This is a genomic window from Burkholderia sp. FW306-1C-G01B, from assembly GCF_058781685.1.
In genome coordinates this window covers 584584-604889 of the sequence record NZ_JBYSWZ010000002.1, presented here as the reverse complement: position 1 = coordinate 604889, position 20306 = coordinate 584584, and the positions used below count along the sequence as shown (strand labels likewise).

At 66.3% G+C, this 20306-nt stretch carries 16 protein-coding genes; 8 read left to right on the top strand and 8 right to left on the bottom strand.

Annotated features, from left to right (window positions below):
• The first annotated feature begins 31 nt into the window (after positions 1 to 31).
• The 5 genes from AC3WLY_RS07065 (at position 32) to AC3WLY_RS07045 (ending at position 7162) form a co-directional block, all read left to right on the top strand.
• On the top strand, positions 32 to 1639 hold the full coding sequence (locus tag AC3WLY_RS07065; RefSeq protein WP_492309961.1) for a carboxyl transferase domain-containing protein: 1608 nt from the start codon (positions 32 to 34) through the stop codon (positions 1637 to 1639).
• A 17-nt stretch (positions 1640 to 1656) separates the two neighbouring features.
• Positions 1657 to 2442, top strand: a complete 786-nt coding sequence (locus AC3WLY_RS07060; protein WP_492309960.1) for an enoyl-CoA hydratase/isomerase family protein — start codon at positions 1657 to 1659, stop codon at positions 2440 to 2442.
• A 39-nt stretch (positions 2443 to 2481) separates the two neighbouring features.
• The gene (locus AC3WLY_RS07055; RefSeq protein WP_492309959.1) at positions 2482 to 4479 is read left to right on the top strand and encodes an acetyl/propionyl/methylcrotonyl-CoA carboxylase subunit alpha; all 1998 of its coding nucleotides are present in this window, start codon (positions 2482 to 2484) and stop codon (positions 4477 to 4479) included.
• 322 nt (positions 4480 to 4801) lie between these two features.
• On the top strand, positions 4802 to 5005 hold the full coding sequence (locus tag AC3WLY_RS07050) for a hypothetical protein (protein WP_034180863.1): 204 nt from the start codon (positions 4802 to 4804) through the stop codon (positions 5003 to 5005).
• Between the two features lie 42 nt (positions 5006 to 5047).
• The gene (locus AC3WLY_RS07045; protein WP_492309958.1) at positions 5048 to 7162 is read left to right on the top strand and encodes a phosphocholine-specific phospholipase C; all 2115 of its coding nucleotides are present in this window, start codon (positions 5048 to 5050) and stop codon (positions 7160 to 7162) included.
• Between the two features lie 78 nt (positions 7163 to 7240).
• Here AC3WLY_RS07045 and AC3WLY_RS07040 read toward each other — a convergent pair whose 3' ends face one another.
• Positions 7241 to 8563, bottom strand: coding sequence for a glycosyltransferase family protein (locus AC3WLY_RS07040; protein WP_492309957.1), 1323 nt, complete (start codon positions 8561 to 8563; stop codon positions 7241 to 7243).
• A gap of 438 nt (positions 8564 to 9001) precedes the next feature.
• Here AC3WLY_RS07040 and AC3WLY_RS07035 point away from each other — a divergent pair, with 438 nt between their 5' ends.
• Positions 9002 to 10144 (top strand): DUF2827 domain-containing protein, encoded by a 1143-nt coding sequence (locus AC3WLY_RS07035; protein WP_492309956.1) that lies wholly within the window; start codon positions 9002 to 9004, stop codon positions 10142 to 10144.
• Between the two features lie 351 nt (positions 10145 to 10495).
• On the opposite strand, the gene AC3WLY_RS07030 is transcribed toward AC3WLY_RS07035, so the two are convergent.
• On the bottom strand, positions 10496 to 11017 hold the full coding sequence (locus tag AC3WLY_RS07030) for a hypothetical protein (RefSeq protein ID WP_492309995.1): 522 nt from the start codon (positions 11015 to 11017) through the stop codon (positions 10496 to 10498).
• Here AC3WLY_RS07030 and AC3WLY_RS07025 point away from each other — a divergent pair.
• Positions 10931 to 11734 carry an EAL domain-containing protein gene (locus AC3WLY_RS07025; RefSeq protein WP_175962134.1) on the top strand — a complete coding sequence of 268 codons (804 nt, stop codon included), beginning with the start codon at positions 10931 to 10933 and terminating at the stop codon, positions 11732 to 11734. The genes AC3WLY_RS07030 and AC3WLY_RS07025 overlap by 87 nt on opposite strands.
• 92 nt (positions 11735 to 11826) lie before the next feature.
• Entirely contained in the window at positions 11827 to 12243 is a 417-nt protein-coding gene (locus AC3WLY_RS07020; RefSeq protein ID WP_492309992.1) for a hypothetical protein, read from the top strand.
• 172 nt (positions 12244 to 12415) lie between these two features.
• Here AC3WLY_RS07020 and AC3WLY_RS07015 read toward each other — a convergent pair whose 3' ends face one another.
• The 6 genes from AC3WLY_RS07015 to AC3WLY_RS06990 all read right to left on the bottom strand — a co-directional run.
• The gene (locus tag AC3WLY_RS07015) at positions 12416 to 13552 is read right to left on the bottom strand and encodes a DUF2827 family protein (RefSeq protein WP_310143402.1); all 1137 of its coding nucleotides are present in this window, start codon (positions 13550 to 13552) and stop codon (positions 12416 to 12418) included.
• 30 nt (positions 13553 to 13582) lie between these two features.
• A complete protein-coding gene (locus AC3WLY_RS07010) occupies positions 13583 to 14050 on the bottom strand; it encodes a DUF4019 domain-containing protein (RefSeq protein WP_492309955.1) in 468 nt (155 codons plus the stop codon).
• Positions 14051 to 14075: 25 nt separating this feature from the next.
• Positions 14076 to 15230, bottom strand: a complete 1155-nt coding sequence (locus AC3WLY_RS07005) for a DUF2827 domain-containing protein (protein ID WP_492309954.1) — start codon at positions 15228 to 15230, stop codon at positions 14076 to 14078.
• Between the two features lie 14 nt (positions 15231 to 15244).
• On the bottom strand, positions 15245 to 16390 hold the full coding sequence (locus AC3WLY_RS07000; RefSeq protein WP_204421906.1) for a DUF2827 domain-containing protein: 1146 nt from the start codon (positions 16388 to 16390) through the stop codon (positions 15245 to 15247).
• 392 nt (positions 16391 to 16782) lie between these two features.
• Complete coding sequence (locus AC3WLY_RS06995) at positions 16783 to 17451, bottom strand: OmpA family protein (protein ID WP_310132098.1); 669 nt, start codon at positions 17449 to 17451, stop codon at positions 16783 to 16785.
• A 124-nt stretch (positions 17452 to 17575) separates the two neighbouring features.
• A partial coding sequence (locus tag AC3WLY_RS06990) for a YadA family autotransporter adhesin (RefSeq protein WP_492332655.1) occupies positions 17576 to 20306 on the bottom strand: 2731 nt, incomplete at its 5' end.

Sequence of the window (20306 nt, the reverse complement as noted above, 5' to 3'; positions counted from 1 at the left end):
CGCCCCACGTCACGCGAACGGAGCCCCGTCGATGCCGATCATCGAATCCAGACTGAACCCGCGTTCGGAAGACTTCCGCGCGAACACCGCGGCGCTCGAGGCGGTTGTCGCCGACCTGCGCGCGAAGATCGAACGGCTCGCGCAGGGCGGTGGCCAGGCCGCGCGCGACAAGCACCTGTCGCGCGGCAAGCTGCTGCCGCGCGAGCGCATCGCGCAACTGCTCGATCCGGGCGCGCCGTTTCTCGAGCTGTCGCAGCTCGCGGCGAACGGCATGTACAACGACGACGCGCCGGGCGCGGGCGTCATCACCGGGATCGGCCGGATCGCGGGCCGCGAGTGCGTGATCGTGTGCAACGACGCGACGGTCAAGGGCGGCACCTACTACCCGATGACCGTGAAGAAGCACGTGCGCGCGCAGGAAATCGCCGCGGAAAACCGGCTGCCGTGCGTGTACCTCGTCGATTCGGGCGGCGCGAACCTGCCGAACCAGGACGACGTATTCCCCGATCGCGACCACTTCGGCCGCATCTTCTTCAACCAGGCGACGATGTCGGCCGCGGGAATCGCGCAGATCGCGGTCGTGATGGGCTCGTGCACGGCGGGCGGCGCGTATGTGCCCGCGATGAGCGACGAGTCGATCATCGTGAAGGATCAGGGCACGATTTTCCTCGGCGGGCCGCCGCTCGTGAAGGCCGCGACCGGCGAGGAAGTGAGCGCCGAGGATCTCGGCGGCGGCGACGTGCACACGCGCCTGTCGGGCGTGGCCGATCATCTCGCGCAGAACGACGCGCATGCGCTGTCGATCGCGCGCAACATCGTCGATCATCTCGCACCGAAGATCGCGTCGCCGGTGGCGCTGCGCGAGCCGAAGCCGCCGCGCTACGACGCGAAGAGCCTGTACGGCGTGATTCCCGTCGATACGCGCAAGCCGTTCGACGTGCGCGAGGTGATCGCGCGCATCGTCGACGATTCCGAGTTCGACGAATTCAAGGCGCGCTTCGGCACGACGCTCGTCACGGGCTTCGCGCACATCTGGGGCCATCCGGTCGGGATCGTCGCGAACAACGGCATCCTGTTTTCCGAATCGGCGGTGAAGGGCGCGCATTTCATCGAGCTGTGCTGCCAGCGCAAGATCCCGCTCGTGTTCCTGCAGAACATCACGGGCTTCATGGTCGGGCGCAAGTACGAAAATGAAGGCATCGCGCGGCACGGCGCGAAGATGGTGACGGCCGTGTCGAACGCGAAGGTGCCGAAGTTCACCGTGATCATCGGCGGCTCGTTCGGTGCCGGCAATTACGGGATGTGCGGCCGCGCATTCGGGCCGCGCTTCCTGTGGATGTGGCCGAACGCGCGCATCTCGGTGATGGGCGGCGAGCAGGCCGCGTCGGTGCTCGCGACCGTTCGCCGCGACGGCATCGAGGCGAAGGGCGGCGAGTGGTCGACCGACGAAGAGGAAGCGTTCAAGCAGCCGATCCGCGACCAGTACGAGCGCCAGGGCCATCCGTATTACGCGAGCGCGCGGCTGTGGGACGACGGCGTGATCGATCCCGCGCAGACACGCGACGTGCTCGGGCTCGGTCTTGCCGCATCGATGAACGCGCCGATCGACGATACGCGCTTCGGCGTGTTCCGGATGTAACGAGCAAGGAGCGGACGATGCGATACGAAACCATCAAGGTAGCCGAAGCAAACCGCGTCGCGACCGTCACGCTCGCGCGTCCCGACGTGCGCAACGCGTTCAACGAGACGACGATCGCCGAGCTGACCACCGCGTTCGAATGGCTCGATGCGCACGAAGGCGTGCGCGCGATCGTGCTCGCGGCGGAAGGCACCGCGTTCTGCGCGGGCGCGGACCTGAACTGGATGAAGAAGATGGCGGGTTACTCGGACGACGAGAACCGTGCCGATGCGCGCAAGCTCGCGCGGATGCTCGAGGCGATCCACCGCTGCGGCAAGCCGGTGATCGCGCGCGTGCATGGCGACGCGTACGCGGGCGGCGTGGGCCTCGTCGCGGCGGCCGATATTGCGATCGCCGCCGACGGCGTGAAGTTCTGCCTGTCCGAAGCGCGGCTCGGGCTGATTCCTGCGACGATCGCACCGTACGTCGTACGCGCGATGGGCGAGCGCGCGGCGCGCCGCTACTTCACGACGGCCGAGGTATTCGACAGCGCGCGCGCCGCATCGCTCGGCTTCATTCACGACGCGGTGCCGGCCAACGCGCTCGACGAAACGGTCGCGAAGCTGGCCGCGACGCTCGTCGCGAACGGCCCCGACGCGGTGCGTGCGTGCAAGCGGCTCGTCGCCGATGTCGCCGGCCGCGCGCTCGACGCGACGCTGATCGAGCAGACCGCCGACTGGATCGCGCGCACCCGCGCAGGCGCGGAAGCGCGCGAAGGGATCGCGGCCTTCCTCGAGAAACGCACGCCGTCGTGGCGTGAATGACGTCGTCGTGACCTACCCTTTCCGGACGAAACCGAAGCCATGTTCGACAAGATTCTGATCGCCAACCGCGGCGAAATCGCGTGCCGCGTCGCCGCGACGTGCAAACGTCTCGGGATCGCGAGCGTCGCCGTCTATTCCGACGCCGATGCGAACGCGAAGCACGTTGCCGCATGCGACGAAGCCGTGCATATCGGCGGCTCGGCGGCCGCGGACAGCTATCTGCGCATCGAGCGCATCATCGAAGCCGCGCGCGCGACCGGCGCGCAGGCGATCCACCCCGGCTACGGCTTCCTGTCGGAGAACGAAGATTTCGCGCATGCGTGCGAAGCGGCCGGCATCGCGTTCATCGGGCCGCCGGTCGACGCGATCGCGGCGATGGGGTCGAAGGCCGCCGCGAAGGCGCTGATGCACGCGGCCGCCGTGCCGCTCGTGCCCGGCTATCACGGCGACGACCAGGACGCGGGCAACCTGCATCGCGAAGCCGACGAGATCGGCTATCCGGTGCTGCTGAAGGCCAGCGCGGGCGGCGGCGGCAAGGGGATGCGCGTGGTCGAGCGCTCCGACGATTTTCCTGCGGCGCTCGCGTCGTGCCAGCGCGAGGCCGCGAGCAGTTTCGGCAACGACCGCGTGCTGATCGAGAAATACCTGACGCGCCCGCGCCACGTCGAAGTGCAGGTGTTCGGCGACACGCACGGCAATACCGTCTACCTGTTCGACCGCGACTGCTCGGTGCAGCGCCGTCATCAGAAGGTGCTCGAGGAAGCGCCGGCGCCGGGCCTGCACGACGACGTGCGCCGCGCGATGGGCGAGGCGGCCGTCGCGGCCGCGCGCGCGGTCGGTTATGTCGGCGCGGGCACCGTCGAATTCATCATGACGGGCGACGCGTTCTACTTCATGGAAATGAACACGCGCCTGCAGGTCGAGCATCCGGTCACCGAGATGGTCACCGGGCTCGATCTCGTCGAATGGCAACTGCGCGTCGCGTCCGGCGAGCCGCTGCCGCTGAAGCAGGACGAACTGCGCGTGCAGGGTCACGCGCTCGAGGCACGCCTTTACGCGGAGAACCCCGCGCGCGGCTTCCTGCCGTCCACGGGCACGCTGAAGCACCTGCGGCTGCCGGAGGGCGTCGAGTTCGACATCGGCGCAGCGGTGCGCGTCGACAGCGGCGTGCGCGAAGGCGATGCGATCACGCCGTTCTACGATCCGATGATCGCGAAGCTGATCGTCCATGGCGCGGACCGCACGGCAGCGCTGGGCCTGATGCTGCACGCGCTGCGCGCGTGCGAGGTGGTCGGCCTGCACACGAACGCCGCGTTCCTGCAGCGGATCGTCGCGTGCGAGCCGTTCGCGACGGCCGACCTCGATACGGGCCTGATCGAGCGCAACCACGACGCGCTGTTCGCACCGCAACAGCCGCCGCGCGCGACGCTCGCGCTCGCTTGCGCGGCGCTGCTCGCGCGCGAACGCGGCCCGGCCGCACCGGGTGCATCGCCATGGGGCGCGCTGCCGGACTGGCGACTGAACGGCGGTTATCGTCGCACGCTCGAATGGCATGCGGTCGATCGCGACGCTGACGTGACCGTCGCGTACGAAGACGACGGCGCCGTTGCGCGCATCGCGTCCGGCGACGCGGCCCCACAGCCGTTCGCGTGGACGCGCGGCGCAACGCCGCTCGATTTCGATGTGACGCTCGGCGGCGTGCGCAGCAGCGGCCGCGTGTATGCGGACGGCGACACGTTCCATGTGTTCACGCAGGGCGCGGCCGAGACGTTCGAATGGCGCAACCTGCTCGCGCATGCGGGCGACGCCGAACAGGGCGGCGGGCGTTTGACCGCGCCGATGCCCGGCAAGGTGATCGCGGTGCTGGTCGAACCGGGCCAGAAGGTCGAAGCCGGCACGCCGCTGATCGTGATGGAAGCGATGAAGATGGAGCACACGATCGGCGCGCCGGGCGCGGGCATTGTCGCGGAAGTGCTGTACGGCGTCGGCGACCAGGTCGCGGATGGCGCGCAGTTGCTGATGATGGCGGAAGGCTGATCGACGCTTTCGCTGTGCGCGGGCCGGCGGCTGCCGGCCCGTGAAAACCGCTTCGCGAATCACAGCACGCAGGTGGTTGCGACAGGTACTGCCTCGATTGCGTCGACACGCCGGCGCCGCACGAATCTTTCGATCGAATTACGTTTTGCCGGCGAAATCCATACTTCCGTCGAACGCGTGGCCCGTTGCGCCATACCCTCCCGCCGCACGTCCATCTCCACTCGACACCGTCGTGTAACAAGTCGAACATAGCATCTCGCCGTCGATATGACCGACGCGGGTTCGCGTCCGTGTCACTTCATCACGTCCACGGAGATACGTTATGCGAACGTCGGCCCTACGGCCTTTCGCGGTCGCCGGCCTGGTCGCGCTGATAGCACTCCTCAGCGCCTGCGGCGACGACCTGAATGCAGACCCTGCGCCCGTCGCGCAGCAGAAGGCCGCCTGCGGTGGCGCCGCCGTCGCCACCGCGCAGATGCGCTGCCCGCCGGGTTTCACCGCGCCCGCATCGTCGCCCGCTTCCTGATACCGGTCGTTCCAACCAGAAATCCAATCGAGAGCAACCAGCATGGCCACTCATTCGCGACGCGATTTTCTGAAGTTCTCCGCCGGCCTCGCCGGCGCGACCGCCGCCACCGCACTGCTTCCCGAATCGATCCGCAAGGCGCTCGCGATCGAGCCGAATACCGTGACGGGCACGATCCAGGATGTTCAGCACATCGTCGTGTTCATGCAGGAAAACCGCTCGTTCGACCACTACCTCGGGCACCTGAGCGGCGTGCGCGGCTATAACGACCGCTTCCCGGTCACGCTGCCGAACGGCAAGCCGGTCTGGTTCCAGCCGCGGCAGGAGGACAAGGCGGGCGTGATCGCGCCGTTCCGCTACGACACGACCAACCCGGGCGTGAACGCGCAGTGCATCGGCGGCCTGCCGCATACGTGGGCGACGACGCACGGCGCGATCGACAACGGCCGCGCGGACCAATGGGCGGTGCAGAAGTCCAACATGACGATGGGCTACCACGTCCGCGACGACATCCCGTTCCACTACGCGCTCGCGGATGCGTTCACGGTGTGCGACAACTACTTCTGCTCGATCCCGGGCAACACGCACCCGAACCGCATGTACCTGATGACGGGCATGGTCGATCCGCTCGGCACGGGCGGCGGCCCGCTGCTCGACAACACCGACTACATCGACAACCAGTTCGACAAGATCAAGTTGCCGCCCTTCAGTTGGACGACCTACCCGGAGCGGCTCGAACAGGCCGGCATCTCGTGGCAGGTCTACCAGCAGGGTACCGGGTTCGACAACTTCACCGGCAACTACGGCACGAACATGCTGGCGTGCTTCGACAACTTCGTGAATGCGCCGGCCGGTTCGTCGCTGCAGACGCGCGGAATGAGCACGCGCCCGATCACGCAACTGAAAGCCGACGTGCAGGCGAACGCGCTGCCGCAGGTATCGTGGCTGCTGCCGCCCGCCGCGTATTCGGAACACCCGAAGTTCACGCCGCTGTACGGCGCCTACTACCTGTCGACGATCCTCGACGCGCTGACGTCCAATCCGGACGTGTGGAGCAAGACCGTCCTGCTCGTCATGTACGACGAGAACGACGGCTTCTTCGACCATGTCGTGCCGCCGCAGGCGCCGACGCTGCCGGGCTCCGGCATGAGCACCGTGGACGTGTCGCTCGAGCGGCACAACGTCGTGACCTCGACGCAGACCGGCACGTATACCGCCGACAACCTTCCGTACGGCCTCGGCCCGCGCGTGCCGATGTTCGTCGTGTCGCCGTGGTCGAAGGGCGGCTTCGTCTGCTCGCAGGTCTTCGATCACACGTCGGTGCTGCAATTCATCGAGAAGCGCTTCGGCGTGATGGAAACGAACATCTCGCCGTGGCGCCGCGCGATCTGCGGCGACCTGACGTCGGCGCTCGACTTCTCGAAACCGGATGCGACGCTGCCGACCTTGCCGAGCACGCAGGCGTATGTCGCGCAGGCGGACCTGCAATGCTCGCGTGCGTCGTCGCAGACCGCGCCGGCCAGCACCGCGCAGCAGGTCGTGACCGCGCAGGAACCCGGCACGCGGCCGGCGCGCGCGCTGCCGTACGAACTGCACGTCACCGGCCAGCTCGGCGCGCAAGGCTACGCGCTGACGTTCGCGAATACCGGCACGCAAGGCGCGCACTTCTGGGTCTATACGGGCGACGCCACCGCGATGCCGCGCCGCTACACAGTCGAAGCGGGCAAGCAGTTGACCGATACGTGGGCGCTCGACGCGAACGGCAACTACCTGGTGAGCGTCTGGGGCCCGAACGGCTATTTCCGGCGCTTTGCGGGGTCCGCTGCCGCGGACGCCGCCGCGAAGCCTGAAATCACCGCGTGCTACGACGCCGCGAACGGCGACGTTTACGTGACGTTCGCCAATGCGGACAGCAGCGCGCTGACGGTCACGGCGACCGATGTCGCGTACGGCGGGGCGGCGCGCACGCTGACGATTCCAGCGGGGCAGCGCGTCGAGGCGCACTGGGATCTGTCGTGCAGCAGCCACTGGTACGACCTGCAGTTCGCGGTTGCGGGGAATGCAGGCTGGATGCGCCGCATCGCGGGGCACGTCGAAACCGGCAAGGCCAGCATCACCGATCCGGCCGCCGTGGCGCCGACGATCACGGCGATCTGACGGCAAGCGGCGTGCGCCGCCGGCCGGTTGAATCCGGCCGGCGCACGCACTTGCGATGTCGATGTCGAGGTGGTGGCGTCAGGGCAGCAGCCCGTCGTCGTGCGCCATCATCAGCGCGCGCATCGCGGACCACATCCCGTAGTAATGCACGATATGGCTGTCCGCGCGGCGAAACAACCAGGGCGTGTTGAAGCTGACGAAATCGGCCACGCCTTCGCCGTGCAACTGCCCGTCACGCTCCATCGCGCGAATGAAATGCAGCTGGTCGCCATCGCTGGCGTAGACGCTCGACCTGTCCTGCAGCGCGGCGATCGTAGCCATCATGTCGCGCAGCATCGCGTCGTTGCGTTCGGTGCGGCGGAACGCCATCACGCCCGAGTTGAACGCCCACTGGCCGATATCCTGCGCGAGCAGCCAGTCGCGCCCTTCGAGCAGCGGCTCCAGCGCCTTCTGCTGGTCCGCGATCAGCACGTCGGCGTCGAGCCACACGACCCATTCATGGTGCTGCAGGTACGCATGCAGCAGCCAGGGCTTGAACCAGTTACCGGTCGCGTTCAGTCCGATCTCGGCGGGGATGTCGCGATGCACGTAGAGCGTGTAGCCGTGCGCGTCGCAGTAGCGCCGGAAATTCCGTTCGGCGATGCGCGCATAGCTGCCGATGTTCGGTGTGTAGAGCGTCATCAACGCAATCGGGCGGCCGGGATTGTAGGTGCTGCGCTCGGCAGATTCGTCCGGTGCATCTGCTGCGTCGTGATCGAACGAGAACATCGGCCGGCCGGCGGCACGGCATCGATTGACGTATGCGACGAGCGTATCGCGGAAACGGGGCGTCGCGCCTTTCCGTTCGGGATCGTGCGGCGTGTCGTCGATGCTGATCGCGAACGTCGGTTCGCGGCTCCACATCGGATCGAGGTTGGGGCTGGCCGGCATGACCGGATACAGCCCGTCGATCTGCGTCATGTAGCGATGCGTGTCGAGATCCGCGAACAGCGCGGCCTCCGACGTCAGCCGCGGCTCGCTGCCGAGCTTGCACCGCTGCACGAGCCCCATCGCGATCGCGCGCACGGCTGCCGTGTTGCGCCAGATCTGCACGTCGACTTGCGGCAGCGGCGGTGCGAACGCGTCGACGAACAGCATGTCGCGCCCGGTCATCAGGCGATCCAGCGCGACGGGTTCGATGATCGCCGCGTCTTCGCTGAGCAGCAGCACGAGTTCGTCGGGCTGCGCGCCGCGCAGCACATGGAGCAGCGATTCGTAGCGATGCAGCGGCCGCAATGGCAGCGCCTGCGGCATCGCGGACGCGTCGACGAACTCGTGACGATACCCGTGCGTGTGCGCGTACTGCCAGTGATTCTCGAGGCTGGCGGGCGCGTCGTGACTGAAATGGCTGAGGACGATCATCGTGCGCTCCGACGCTCGGGACGTGGGTGACGACGCGTGATACACGGGGTGTTTTTCAGCGCCGAATCGCGGCCGGGCACGCTTTTCCGTGCGTGCCGCCTCGGTTCGTCATGGATTGCCCGGAAGGCTTGCGCGGCGTCGCGTTCCATTCTGTCAGCCTCTTTTCCAATAGCGTTGCGGCGAGGTCGTGTCTTGTCCGTTTGAGTGCCGGTACCCCCGACAACTCCGGTGGTGCGGCTGGTCGCCGGAGTATCGCATAACCGTTTCGCGGATTTGCGTGTTCCCAGTACTTTCCAAAACCGGTCTAACCATCCATGACAGTGTGCCTGCCGGCGATTCGCTAGAATGCCCGGTTGCCGCCTCAGCTTGACGTGGGCGGCGCTTCGCGCGCTACACTGCGTTCATTCCATTCCCATCCAACCTCCCATCCCGCCGACGATGACGTCTCCTGTCCTGAACGGCCTGCGCATCGGTATCACGATCGGATTGCGTGCCCCCGACGAAAGCCTGTGGATCAACGGCATCAAGCAGAACGCGCTGTTTCTCGCGAAGCTGCTGATGGCGTCGCCGCACGGCTACCGCGTGACGCTGGTCAACACGACCGACGTGCCGCTTACCGACGCGCTGCCGTGGGATCGCGCCGTGTACGATACCCGCGCGTTCGCCGACATGAAGGATTCTCTCGACGTGGTGATCGAGCTCGGCGGGCAGATCGACGGCGAGCAGACGGCCTACCTGAAAGCGCACGGTGCGAAGCTCGTCAGCTATTGCTGCGGCGTCGAGTACATCAACGCGATGGAGTCGATGCTGTTCGGCCGGCGGCTGTGGGATTCGCTCTTCATCAACCGCGGCTATGACGAAGTGTGGGCGATCCCGCAGATCGCGCCGTCGTCGCTGCCGTTCCTGCAGTCGCTGCGCCGCTGCCCGGGGCGCGTCGTGCCGTTCGTGTGGGATCCGATGTTCCTGAGCGCACGCGCGCAATCGCTGCCGGAGCACGGCGAATACCGGCCGCGCAGCGAGCCAGGCAAGCGACTGACGGTAATGGAGCCGAACCACAACGTCGTGAAGTTCTGCGTGTATCCGATGCTGATCATCGACGAGGCGTATCGCCGCGACCCCGATGCGATCTGCTTCACGCACGTGACGAACGCCGATCGCCTCGCGCACGACAGCCCCGAGTTCGTGATGCTGATGAATTACCTGGACATCGTGCGCGCGGGCAAGGCGAGCTTCGTCGGGCGCTTCGATACGCCGCTGTTCCTGGCCGACCTGACCGATATCGTCGTGTCGCATCAATGGTCGAACCCGCTCAACTATTTCTATTTCGACGTGTGCTGGCAGGGCTATCCGCTTGTGCACAACGCGAGCCTCGCGCCGGATCTCGGCTACTACTATCCGGACAACGACGTGCAGCAGGGCGCCGATGCGCTGCTGCGCGCGCTGCATACGCATGACGACGACTGGGAAGCGTACACGCGGCGCCAGCGCGACATCCTCGGCCGCTATACGTCGGCGAATCCCGCACTCGTCGCCGAATACGATGCGCTGCTCGCGAACCTGATCGGTGCGACGGCCGCATAAGGCCGTTTTTTTCGACGCGCTTGCCCGCTGCGCCGCGGGCCGCCACCGGCGGTTGTCCCACCCTGATGTCTGACGAATTAATGCTCTTAAAAAAGAAACCGTCGAACCCGTTCGGGTCGACGGTTTTTGAAGGCACGAATTTGACGGCTCCGAGGGAAGTCCGTCGAAAACAAGTTTATAGGTTAACAAGTCGGAAAGATTGTTAAATTTGTTTCGATATATAATCATCATATAATTAAAATTGATATTATTGATTCGAGGCGGTTTGATTCTGTTTTGAAATTAAATAATTTCGTCTGAAAATGGAAAATTGCATGTTGCGACGATCGAATGATCGCGCGGCGGCGGTTTTCAGCGGGTGATGGCCCGGACCACTGGCCACGGCGGTTGGCTTGGCATCGAGTGCGGGCGGCGCTTCATCGCACCGGCATTTATCTGATCAATTGAGCAATTCCCGATTTTAGAGGCTGGCATATCGCGGAAAATCGATTCGGATGAAGTTGTTTCGACGAAAAAGACAAGCGGTTTCCGGATTGGGTTTCCGTCATTTGCGTTGTGTAACCTGTCGCACTGTCGGTGTCGTGCGTACATGTTGTATTTCCAGTAGCTGAATATCATTGAAAATATCGAATTTGACGGCGCGCCGAAGCGATAAGTACGCTCCCGGAAAAGATCGACATAACAGGATGGGCCGGGTAGGCGGCGGAGCGCGTCATGGTCGGTTCGCTCCGCATGTTTGTTGAGGTCGAGCCGTCTTCGGCGGCTCGCCATTTGCCGGAGCGCCGGATGAATGCGGTCGAAGCTCGCCTGGAGGCGAATCGGGAAGCGAATCGTGACGAAATCGATCTCGTGTTCGGCGCCCCCGACGATCATCCCGACCTCGCGTCGGTACGCAGTTTCGTGGAAAGCCGGCTCGGGTTCGCGCACGAGCCGGTGTGCCGATCCGACCTGTCGGGCGGCGTGCTGTACCACGAATGCCTGGCTCGGTTGCGCTGGGGCGAGCGCGATGTGCTGCCGCCGGTCGCGTTCCTGCCGCGCCTCGAGGCGCTCGGGCTGATGCGCTGGTTCGACCGGCTCGTGGTGAGCCGGACGATCGACGGGCTGCGCGCCGATCCGGGCGCCGTCTACGGATGCAACGTCGCGGCGGCGAGCGCGGTCGTCGACGATGCGTGGCTCGCGATTTTCAGGCGGCTCGAGCGCGAGCCGTCGGTTGCGGCGCGGCTGGTGGTCGAGATCACGGAGACGGGGCCGCTGAATCCCGTCGCGGGCCGGTCGTTCGTGAACCGCTTCCGGCAGGCCGGATGCCGGATCGCGATCGACGATTTCGGCGTCGGCTTCAGCGCCTTGAACAATCTGGTGGTCGGCAATCCCGACATCGTGAAGCTCGACCGGTCGGTCCTGTCGATGATCAAGCGCAACGCGATCGGGCGCTACCAGTTCCGCAGGCTGATCGCGTTCGCGCATGAAGGCGCGCGGCACGTCGTCGTCGAAGGCGTGGAGAACGAGATCGACCGGCAGATCATCGTGGATGCCGGCGTCGCATGGGCGCAGGGCATTCGTTTTACATGGCGGCCGCCGGCCGCCGCGTGACGGCGCGGGAACAGGCGGGCGGCATGCGTGATGCGCGCCGGAGTCGGTTGGGGCCGGCGCGTAGCCGGGATGAATCGCAAAGGGACGTGGGCATGGCGGAGACGAAGACTGGAGGCGGAACGGGCACGCAGGCGACCGATGCGCGCGACCTGGTCGCGCTCGCCGAGCTGGCCGACATGCTGTGGCAACTGGGTGCCGAATCGACCGATGTGCCGATCGACGTTGCACCGTATCTCGACGGCCTGAAGGCGGTCGCGCGCCGCATTCGGCGGATGACGCCGCTCGACGCCAACGGCCGCGAGCTGGCGGCGCGGCACTATTACGCGGGCGTCATCGCGGGCGCGTGCGGCGACGATTCGGCGATCGCGCGCGGCGTGTCCGACAGTCTCGTGAAGCAATCCGGCGGCGCAAGCCGGCCGGCGGCCCGTTGCTTCGCCATGCTCGCTCGTACGGGGCGGCGGCATGGCCGCGCATTCGCCGCGCAAAGCGGCGCTCGGGTGCTGGTGTAGCGCATCCGGAGTGTGTACGGGCCGGCATGCGGCCGGCTTCGACATCGTCCGGGCGCGATCAGCCTGCCGCCCGGACGCTCAACAAATCGATCGATCCATTCCGACGCCGCCGAGCACGAGCGCCATCGCGCGGTCGATCGCGTCGTATGGGCAGGGGCGTGCGCGAATGCGGTCAGCCGGGCGCGCGGCCGGCGAACAACTGCTGGATCTGCGCGGAATACGCGCGGACGTTGTGTTCGGCGAGCGTGTCGACCTGGTGCAGGCAGCGGCGGGCGGCCGCCGCATAGTCGTCGAGCCGCGCGTCGTGCGTTTGCGCGGCGGTCGTGATCGCGCGCGCCGCGTCGAAGATCTCGAAGTCCGGATAGTAGTAGCCGACGTCGCGCAGGAACGGCGAGTTGTGCACGAGCGGGTAGTTGCCGTACAGCGCGTCGTACAGCAGGTAGTTGAGGCCGTTTTCCCAGTGATGCGACACGACGATGTCGGTGTGATGCGCGGCCCACGCGACGAACGGCGCGCGCACGTCGGCCGTCGCCTTGCCGTCGCGCACCATCTCGAGCCCGAGCGCGAGATGCTTGAAGGCGACGTTCTCCTTCTTGTCGAACGTGTTGGTCATGTACACGTGCTCGACGAGCTCCGGATGCTCGACGTAGCACGCGTTCGCGGCGAGCATCGGCACGATCGAACTCTTCACGACGTTCAGGTTCGGTTCGAAGAACGCGATGCGCTTTGCCGGGCCGCGATTCCGGTAGCCGAAGCGGGCCTTCAGTTCGGGGTCCGCGCCGAGGCTGCGCTCGATGAAATACGGCGACCAGATGTGCGGCAGCTCGATCACCGGCGCGCGATACACGGCCTGGAAATAGGCCGCGCAAGTATGCATGTGCTGCGGGTTGGTCCAGATCTCGTCGAACTGCACGCGGTGCGGGTTCGGCCGCCAGTCGTTCTTCTCGAAGTTGATCGTCTCGACCGCGATCACGTAGTCGTTGCCGAAGCGGTACGACACGCACTTGCCGCCGCGCCGGCGCACGACGTCCGTGTGCGACGGGTCGATGAACGCGTTCATCTCGATCAACAGGTCGGTCTGGTGGACGACCGACGACAGCGGCCGCAGCGCGTCGCCGAACGCGTCCATCATCAGCGCCTGCGGATAGTCGGTGACGCCGTCGTCGTGCGCGAGCCAGACCTCGCCGATCAGCGGCGACTGCTTCAGCAGCATGTACAGGTACACGCAATGCTGGTTCGCGCCGTTGTACCAGATCGACTGCGTCGCGTCGCGCTGCACGTTCATCGTTATCGCGACATTGAGTTTCATAGCGGCTCCGTGAGGCGGGCGGTGCGCGGCTTACTGCACGGCGCCTTGCGACTGGCGCGGCACGTAGCCCGTCAGATGCCAGCGGCCGTCGTCGTCGAGGCGAAAGCTCAGCTTCTCGTACACGGTTGCACCGCTCGTCAGCGTGGTTGCATAGTCGACGTTCGCGTAGATCCCGTCGGGCATCGCCGATGCGTTCGTGTAGCGGATGCGCGTGATCTGCGCCCAGCCGCGATGGCTGACCGCACCGACGGACTGGCGCGCATGCTGCATGTCGGCCGCGAACTGGTCCTGCTTGATGCGCGCCTTCACGAACGCGGCGGCGTCGCTCCACACCGCGCCGTACTGGCCGGCGTCGAGCTGCTTGAACACTGCGTCCGAGTCGCGAAGCAGCGAGTCGGCCGATTCGCCTGCGGATTGCGCGTGCGCGCCGATCGCGATCGAAGCGACGGCGCAGCCGATCATCCATTTGGCCCGGGTGAGGGGCGTGCGTGCGTTCATGTCGGGGTCCGGAAAGGGCGGCGCGTCATGCGTCGCGATAGAGGGTGGCGATCGCGTCCGTGTAGGCGGCGACGTTCTCGGGGTTATAGATGCTGACCGAGCTGAGCACGTGCTTCGATTGCTCGCGGTAGGCTTCCAGGTTCGCGTCATGCTCGGCAAATGCCTGCAGCAGCGCGCGGCCGCCGGCCTGGCAGTCGAAGTCCGGGTAGAAATACCCGGCCTTGCCGAGGAACGGCGAGTTGTGGATCAGCGGATAGTCGCCGTACAGCAGTTCGTAGTACAGGTAGTTCTGCGCGTTTTCCCACGTGTGCGACACCACCGCATCGCCGTACGCGGCCATGAACTCGTACACCGCATAGCGGCTTTCGAACGTCGTGATGCCATGGTTCACGATGTCGAGGCTCTTCGCGAAGTGGACGAAGGTTGCGTGCTCCTTGATGTGGATCGTGTTGCACACGCGCACGAACTCGAGGAATTTCGGATCGGCGCGGTATGCCTCTTCCGTGACCAGCATCGGGATGATGCTCGTCTTCACCATGCAGATGTTCGGCTCGAACATCGTCACGCGCCAGCGCGGCTTGCCGGGCCGATAGCCGTACGACAAACCGGCGCCGAGCGTCGCGCGCGCCTTGTCGAACAGCATCGGGTGCCAGATGTGCGGGACGATCGTGACCGGTGCACGCAGCCCCGTCTGGTAATAGTGCAGGCACGAGCGCTCGAATTCGGGAATCGTCCACACCGCGTCGTACGGCGCGCCCGAGAACAGGAAGCCCGACGGCTTGTTGAACATCGCGCGTTCGATGTCGATCACGTAGTCGTTGCCGACCCGCATCGTGACGACCTTGCCGCCGCGCTCGCGGAACGCGCGCAGGTAGTCCGCGCCGAACTGCGCGCTCATTTCGATCAGCACGTCGCAGCGTTGCAGTGCTTCGTCCATCGACAGCAGCGGCACGTCCCATTCGCCGAGCATCATCTGCGGATCGGCGACCTGTTCGCCGCCGTTCACCATCACGGCTTCCGCGACGAGCGGCGACTGGCGCAGCAGCAGGATCAGCAGCAGGCAGTTCTGGAAGATGCCGTTTTCCCACAGCGACTGGCCGGCGCCGCGCACGAACAGCGACACGCCGACGACGAGACGCTTGCCCTCGCCGGGCGCTTGACGGGCATTGGAGTCCGACATGCGTATGCTCCGGTTCAGGCGACCAGACGCGAGACGAACGCGTCGAGGTTCGCGGGGTTGTCGATCGAGACCGACTGCAGCAGCCGGCCGGCCTTCGCACGGTAGTCGTCGAGGCGTTCGTCGTGATGCAGCCACGCTTCGAGCAGCGCGCGGCCGCCCGCGGCCGAGTCGAAATCCGGGTAGTAATAGCCGGCGTCGCCGAGCAGCGTCGAGTTGTGGATCAGCGGATAGCCGCCGTGCAGCACGTCGTAATACAGGTAGTTCTGCCCGTTTTCCCAGTGGTGCGACACGACCGCGTCCGCATGGCGCGCCATGAAGCCCGGCAGGTCGATGCGCGGTTCGAAGGTCGCCTTGTGCTGGCGTACGAGATCGAGGCTGTTCGCGAAGTGCACGAAGGTCGGATGCTCCTTCATGTGCATCGCGTTGACGACGAACATGTGTTGCACCGCGTCCGGCCGCGCGCGGTAGAACTCGTCGCACGCGAGCATCGGGTAGTGGCAGGACTTGACGACCGAGATGTTCGGCTCGAGCATCGCCAGGCGCCACGGGCGGCGGCCGGGCCGATAGCCGAACGTCGCGCCTTCGCTCGCCAGCGCGGCGATGCGGCGATCGAGAAAGTACGGCGACCAGATGTGCGGCATCAGGTGCACCGGCGCGCGCAGGATGGTCTGCAGCATCGGCGCCGCGGTCTTGTCGTATTGCGGCAGCAGCCACACTTCGTCGAACGGCGCGCCGTTGAAGATATGCCCCGACGGTTTTTCGAAGATCGGGGTTTCGCACAGGCCGGCATACACGTGCCCGCAGAAGAACGCGGCGATTTTCTTGCCGAGCGCCTTCATGTGCCTGAGCCATTCGACCGGCAACTGCGCGCCCATTTCGATCACGACGTCGAGTTCGTGCGTGACGTCGGCGGGATTCACGAGCGGGATGTCGAGGCCGTCGAGTTCGAGGCCGGCCGGCAGTGCGTTGGCGTCGCCGCCGTTCAGGAAATAGACGGGGCCGACGCGATCCGAGCGCTTGAGCATCATCGCGAGGAACGCGATGTTCTGGTGAATGCCGTTTTCCCAGATCGCCTGGCCGTCCCGCGCAAACAGCGAGATGCCGACGGCCGGCCGTTGCTTGCGGGTGCCGCCCGAGGCGGCTTCATTGATGTCCGTCACCGGTTGGTTTCCTCTGCGGCGTCGTGCGTCCGGGCATGGCGTCGAGCGTCTGGCCCGGAAGCGGCGCGCCGTGGATTGTCATGGTTGCATTCGCGCCGGTGCGCCGCGGCACGCGAATCGGGCGACGTGGTTCGCGAGGGCGGCAGCCGGATTCCGGCGTGTCGTCGGGCACGCCTGGCACGGCGTGCGATTCGGGCAGGCTGCCCCGGCGACTGTCTGCGGCGATTGTGGCACGGAAATCGCCGGTTTGTGGAGGGACGTGACGAACTTTGACATAGCCGGCGGCCAGCGGAAACGGGGCGCCGGCGCAGCGGCGCCCGCGTTGATCGGCGGATGTCCGGCGCGGCGCTGGCGGCCTGCCGGATCGGCCGCCGCGCGCGGCGGTCGCCCGCTCAGTGCTGCAGCGTGATTTCGACGCGGCGGTTGCTGGCACGGCCTTCGGGCGTCGCGTTGGACGCGACCGGATCGGCCTTGCCGCGGCCCGTGACCGTCAGCGTGTCGGCCTTCAGCCCGTGCGCCTTCAGATAGGCGGCGACGGATTCGGCACGGCGCTTCGACAGCGCAAGGTTGTAGTCGTCGCTGCCCACCGTATCCGTAAAGCCGGTGATCGTCACCTGCGAGTACGTGCGGTCCGCGCGCTCGCTCAGCAGCCGGTCGAGCGATTCGCGCGCGGTCGGTGCGAGCGTCGCGTGGTCGGTCGCGAACAGCGCGTCGCCCGACAGGTTCACGCGTTCGACGGCGGCAGGTGCCGGTTCGGCGGCCGAGGCCGCAGCCGCTTCGGCCGGCGCGGCGCCGCACTGGAAGACCAGCGTCGCGGGATCGGATGTGTCGCGCAGCGCGCGGGCCGAGTCGACGGCACGCACCGGCTGGTCGCCGCAGATCTTGCGGGCGGCCTTCATGCAGGTCTGCGGGCCGGACAGCAGGCCGTGGCAGTCCACCTGGAACGTGCGCATGCCGTCGCGCGACTGCAGTTCGGAGGCGCTGAAGGTCGGGCCGGATGCGGTCGAGCACGCGGCGAGGGCCATTGCGGAAAGCGCGAGCGCAAAAGCGAGTTTGTTCACGGTTACGTCCTCAAAGCTTGAGTTGACAGAAGCCGGCCGCGGGCTGCGCGGCCGGCTCGTCCTGCCGTCGGGGCCGCCGCGGGCCGGCCGGCTGGCGAGCCGGGCGGCCTGGCGGCGCGACGCGTTATTTCCATTGGTACAGCATGCCGGCGCCGATCACCTTCTGACCGCCGCTGAAGCCGCCGTTGATCGACGCCTTCAGGTTCTCCGTGATGCGGGCCTGCATGTTGACCGCCATCGCCTTCTGGCCGAGGAAGGTCGACGTGCCGACACCCATGCCGAAGTTGGCGTCGCGATCGAGCTGCGGGATCGACGCCATCGCGCCGACGGCCGCGATACCCTGCTTCGCCATCTGGTCGGTCTGCTGCAGTTGCGAACCCAGCGAGTTGATCTGCGCCTGCTGGCCCGACAGAGCCGTCGACAGCGTCGTCTGCACCTGCGTCAGCTGGTTCACGTTCACTGCGTCGGTGCCTTGCGTACCCGGCGCGACGTTCACGATCTGGCGCTGCTGCGTGTCGCTGCCGACCGAGACGACGTTCTGGCGGCCGCCGTCCGTCGAATTCGAGCCGATCGCCACCGAGTTCGAGCCGGCGGTGACGGTCGGGTGATCGCTGCCGGTACCGTTCATGTCGGCGGCGATGCCGTTGTTGTTCACCGCACGCGTCTGGTTGTTGTTGATCGTCGTCGACAGCTGGTTCAACTGGTTGTTGATGTTCGTCACGCCGGTCGACAGCGAGGCCACGTTGCTGTTCGTCGTGCTCAGGCCGGTGGACAGCGAACCGATGCCGGTCGATGTCGACGTGGACAGCGACGACACGTTGCTGTTCGTCGCGCTGAGGCCTGTCGACAGCGAGCTGATCGCGGTCGAGGTCGACGTGGACAGCGACGTGAGGTTGCTGTTCGTCGAGCTGAGACCCGTGGACAGCGAGTTGATGCCGGTCGACAGCGACGCGACGTTCGACGCGGTGGACGTCGACAGCGCGGTGACCGCGTTGTTCGTCGCGTTGAGCTGGCTGCCGTTGATCGCGTCCGTGCTGCTGGCCGAGATCCGGCCGGCCGCGACGTTCGTGATCTGGCGCGTGGCGCCCGTGGTTGCGTCACCGACGCTGACCACGCCGACCGGCGAGCTGCCCGCGAAGAAGTACGTGGCGCCGCCGATCGTGGCGCTCGACGTCGGGTTCGCGGCACCCGTGACCGAGTTCGCACCGAGCGCGATCGAGTTGGCGACGTTGGCTTGCGCGTTCGTGCCGAAGGCGAGCGCGTCGGCGGCCGTGGCCTTGGCGCCCGAGCCGTAGGCTTGTGCGCCGGTGGCGCTGGCCGTGGACTGGTTGCCCAGCGCGATCGTGTTGTCCGCGGTGGCCTGGTTCGAGCTTCCGAGTGCGAGTGCGCTGGCGCCGTTTGCGGTGTTCGCGTTGCCGAGCGCCACTGCGCCGTTGCCGGTCGCCGTGTCGTTCGCGCCCATCGCTACCGCGCCGGTGCCGGTCGCGACGCTCGGATCGCCGATCGCTACCGCGCCGTCGCCGGTTGCGGTGTTGCCGGAGCCGATCGACACGGCCTTGCCGCCCGTTGCCGATGCGTTCTGGCCGATCGCGACCGCGCCTGCCGATTGCGCGTTCGAGCCGTCGCCGACCGCGACGCTGCTTGCGCCTGCCGCGCTGGCGTTGACACCTGCGGCGAGGGCGTTGGTGCCCGTCGCGCCGTCGTTGGCGTAGTTGCTTTGCTGCACGCCGTTGTCGTTGACGCTGTAGTAGTGCGTCTTCGCGGCGTTGATCGCGGTCGAGGTCGAGGTCGACAGCGACGACACCGAGCTGTTCGTCGAGCTCAGGCCGGTGGACAGCGAGCCGATGCCGGTCGACGTCGACGTGGACAGCGACAGGATCGTGCTGTCGGTCGAGCTCAGGCCGGTCGACAGCGAGGTGATGCCGGTCGAGGTCGAAGTGGACAGCGAAGTGATCGAGCTGTTGGCCGAGGACAGGCCGGTCGACGTGGAGGTCGACAGCGAAGTCACCGAGCTGTTGGTCGAGCTCAGGCCGGTGGACAGCGAGTTGATGCCCGTCGAAGTCGAAGTGGACAGTGACGTTATCGAGCTATTCGCCGAAGACAGGCCGGTCGAGGTCGAGGTGGACAGCGACGACACTGAGCTGTTGGTCGAGCTCAGGCCGGTCGACAGCGAGTTGATGCCCGTCGAAGTCGACGTGGACAGCGACGTGATCGAGCTATTTGCCGACGACAGACCCGTCGAAGTCGAGGTCGACAGCGACGTGATCGAGCTGTTAGCCGACGACAGGCCCGTCGAAGTCGAGGTCGACAGCGACGTGATCGAGCTATTGGCCGACGACAGACCCGTCGACGTGGAAGTCGACAGCGAATCGATCGAGCTGTTGGCCGATGAGAGGCCGGTCGAGGTCGAAGTTGACAGCGAGGTGATCGAGCTATTCGCGGACGACAGACCCGTTGACGTCGAAGTCGACAGCGACGTGATCGAGCTGTTGGCCGACGAGAGACCCGTCGAGGTCGAGGTGGACAGTGACGTGATCGAACTGTTAGCCGACGACAAGCCGGTCGAGGTCGAGGTGGACAACGACGTGATCGAGCTATTGGCCGACGAGAGGCCGGTCGACGTGGAGGTCGAAAGCGAAGTCACCGAGCTATTGGTCGAGCTGAGGCCGGTGGACAGCGAGTTGATGCCGGTCGAGGTCGAAGTGGACAACGACGTGATGGAGCTATTCGCCGACGACAGGCCCGTCGACGCGGAAGTCGACAGCGAAGTCACCGTGCTATCGGTCGAGCTGAGGCCGGTGGACAGCGAATTGATGCCGGTCGAGGTCGAAGTGGACAGCGACGTAATCGAGCTA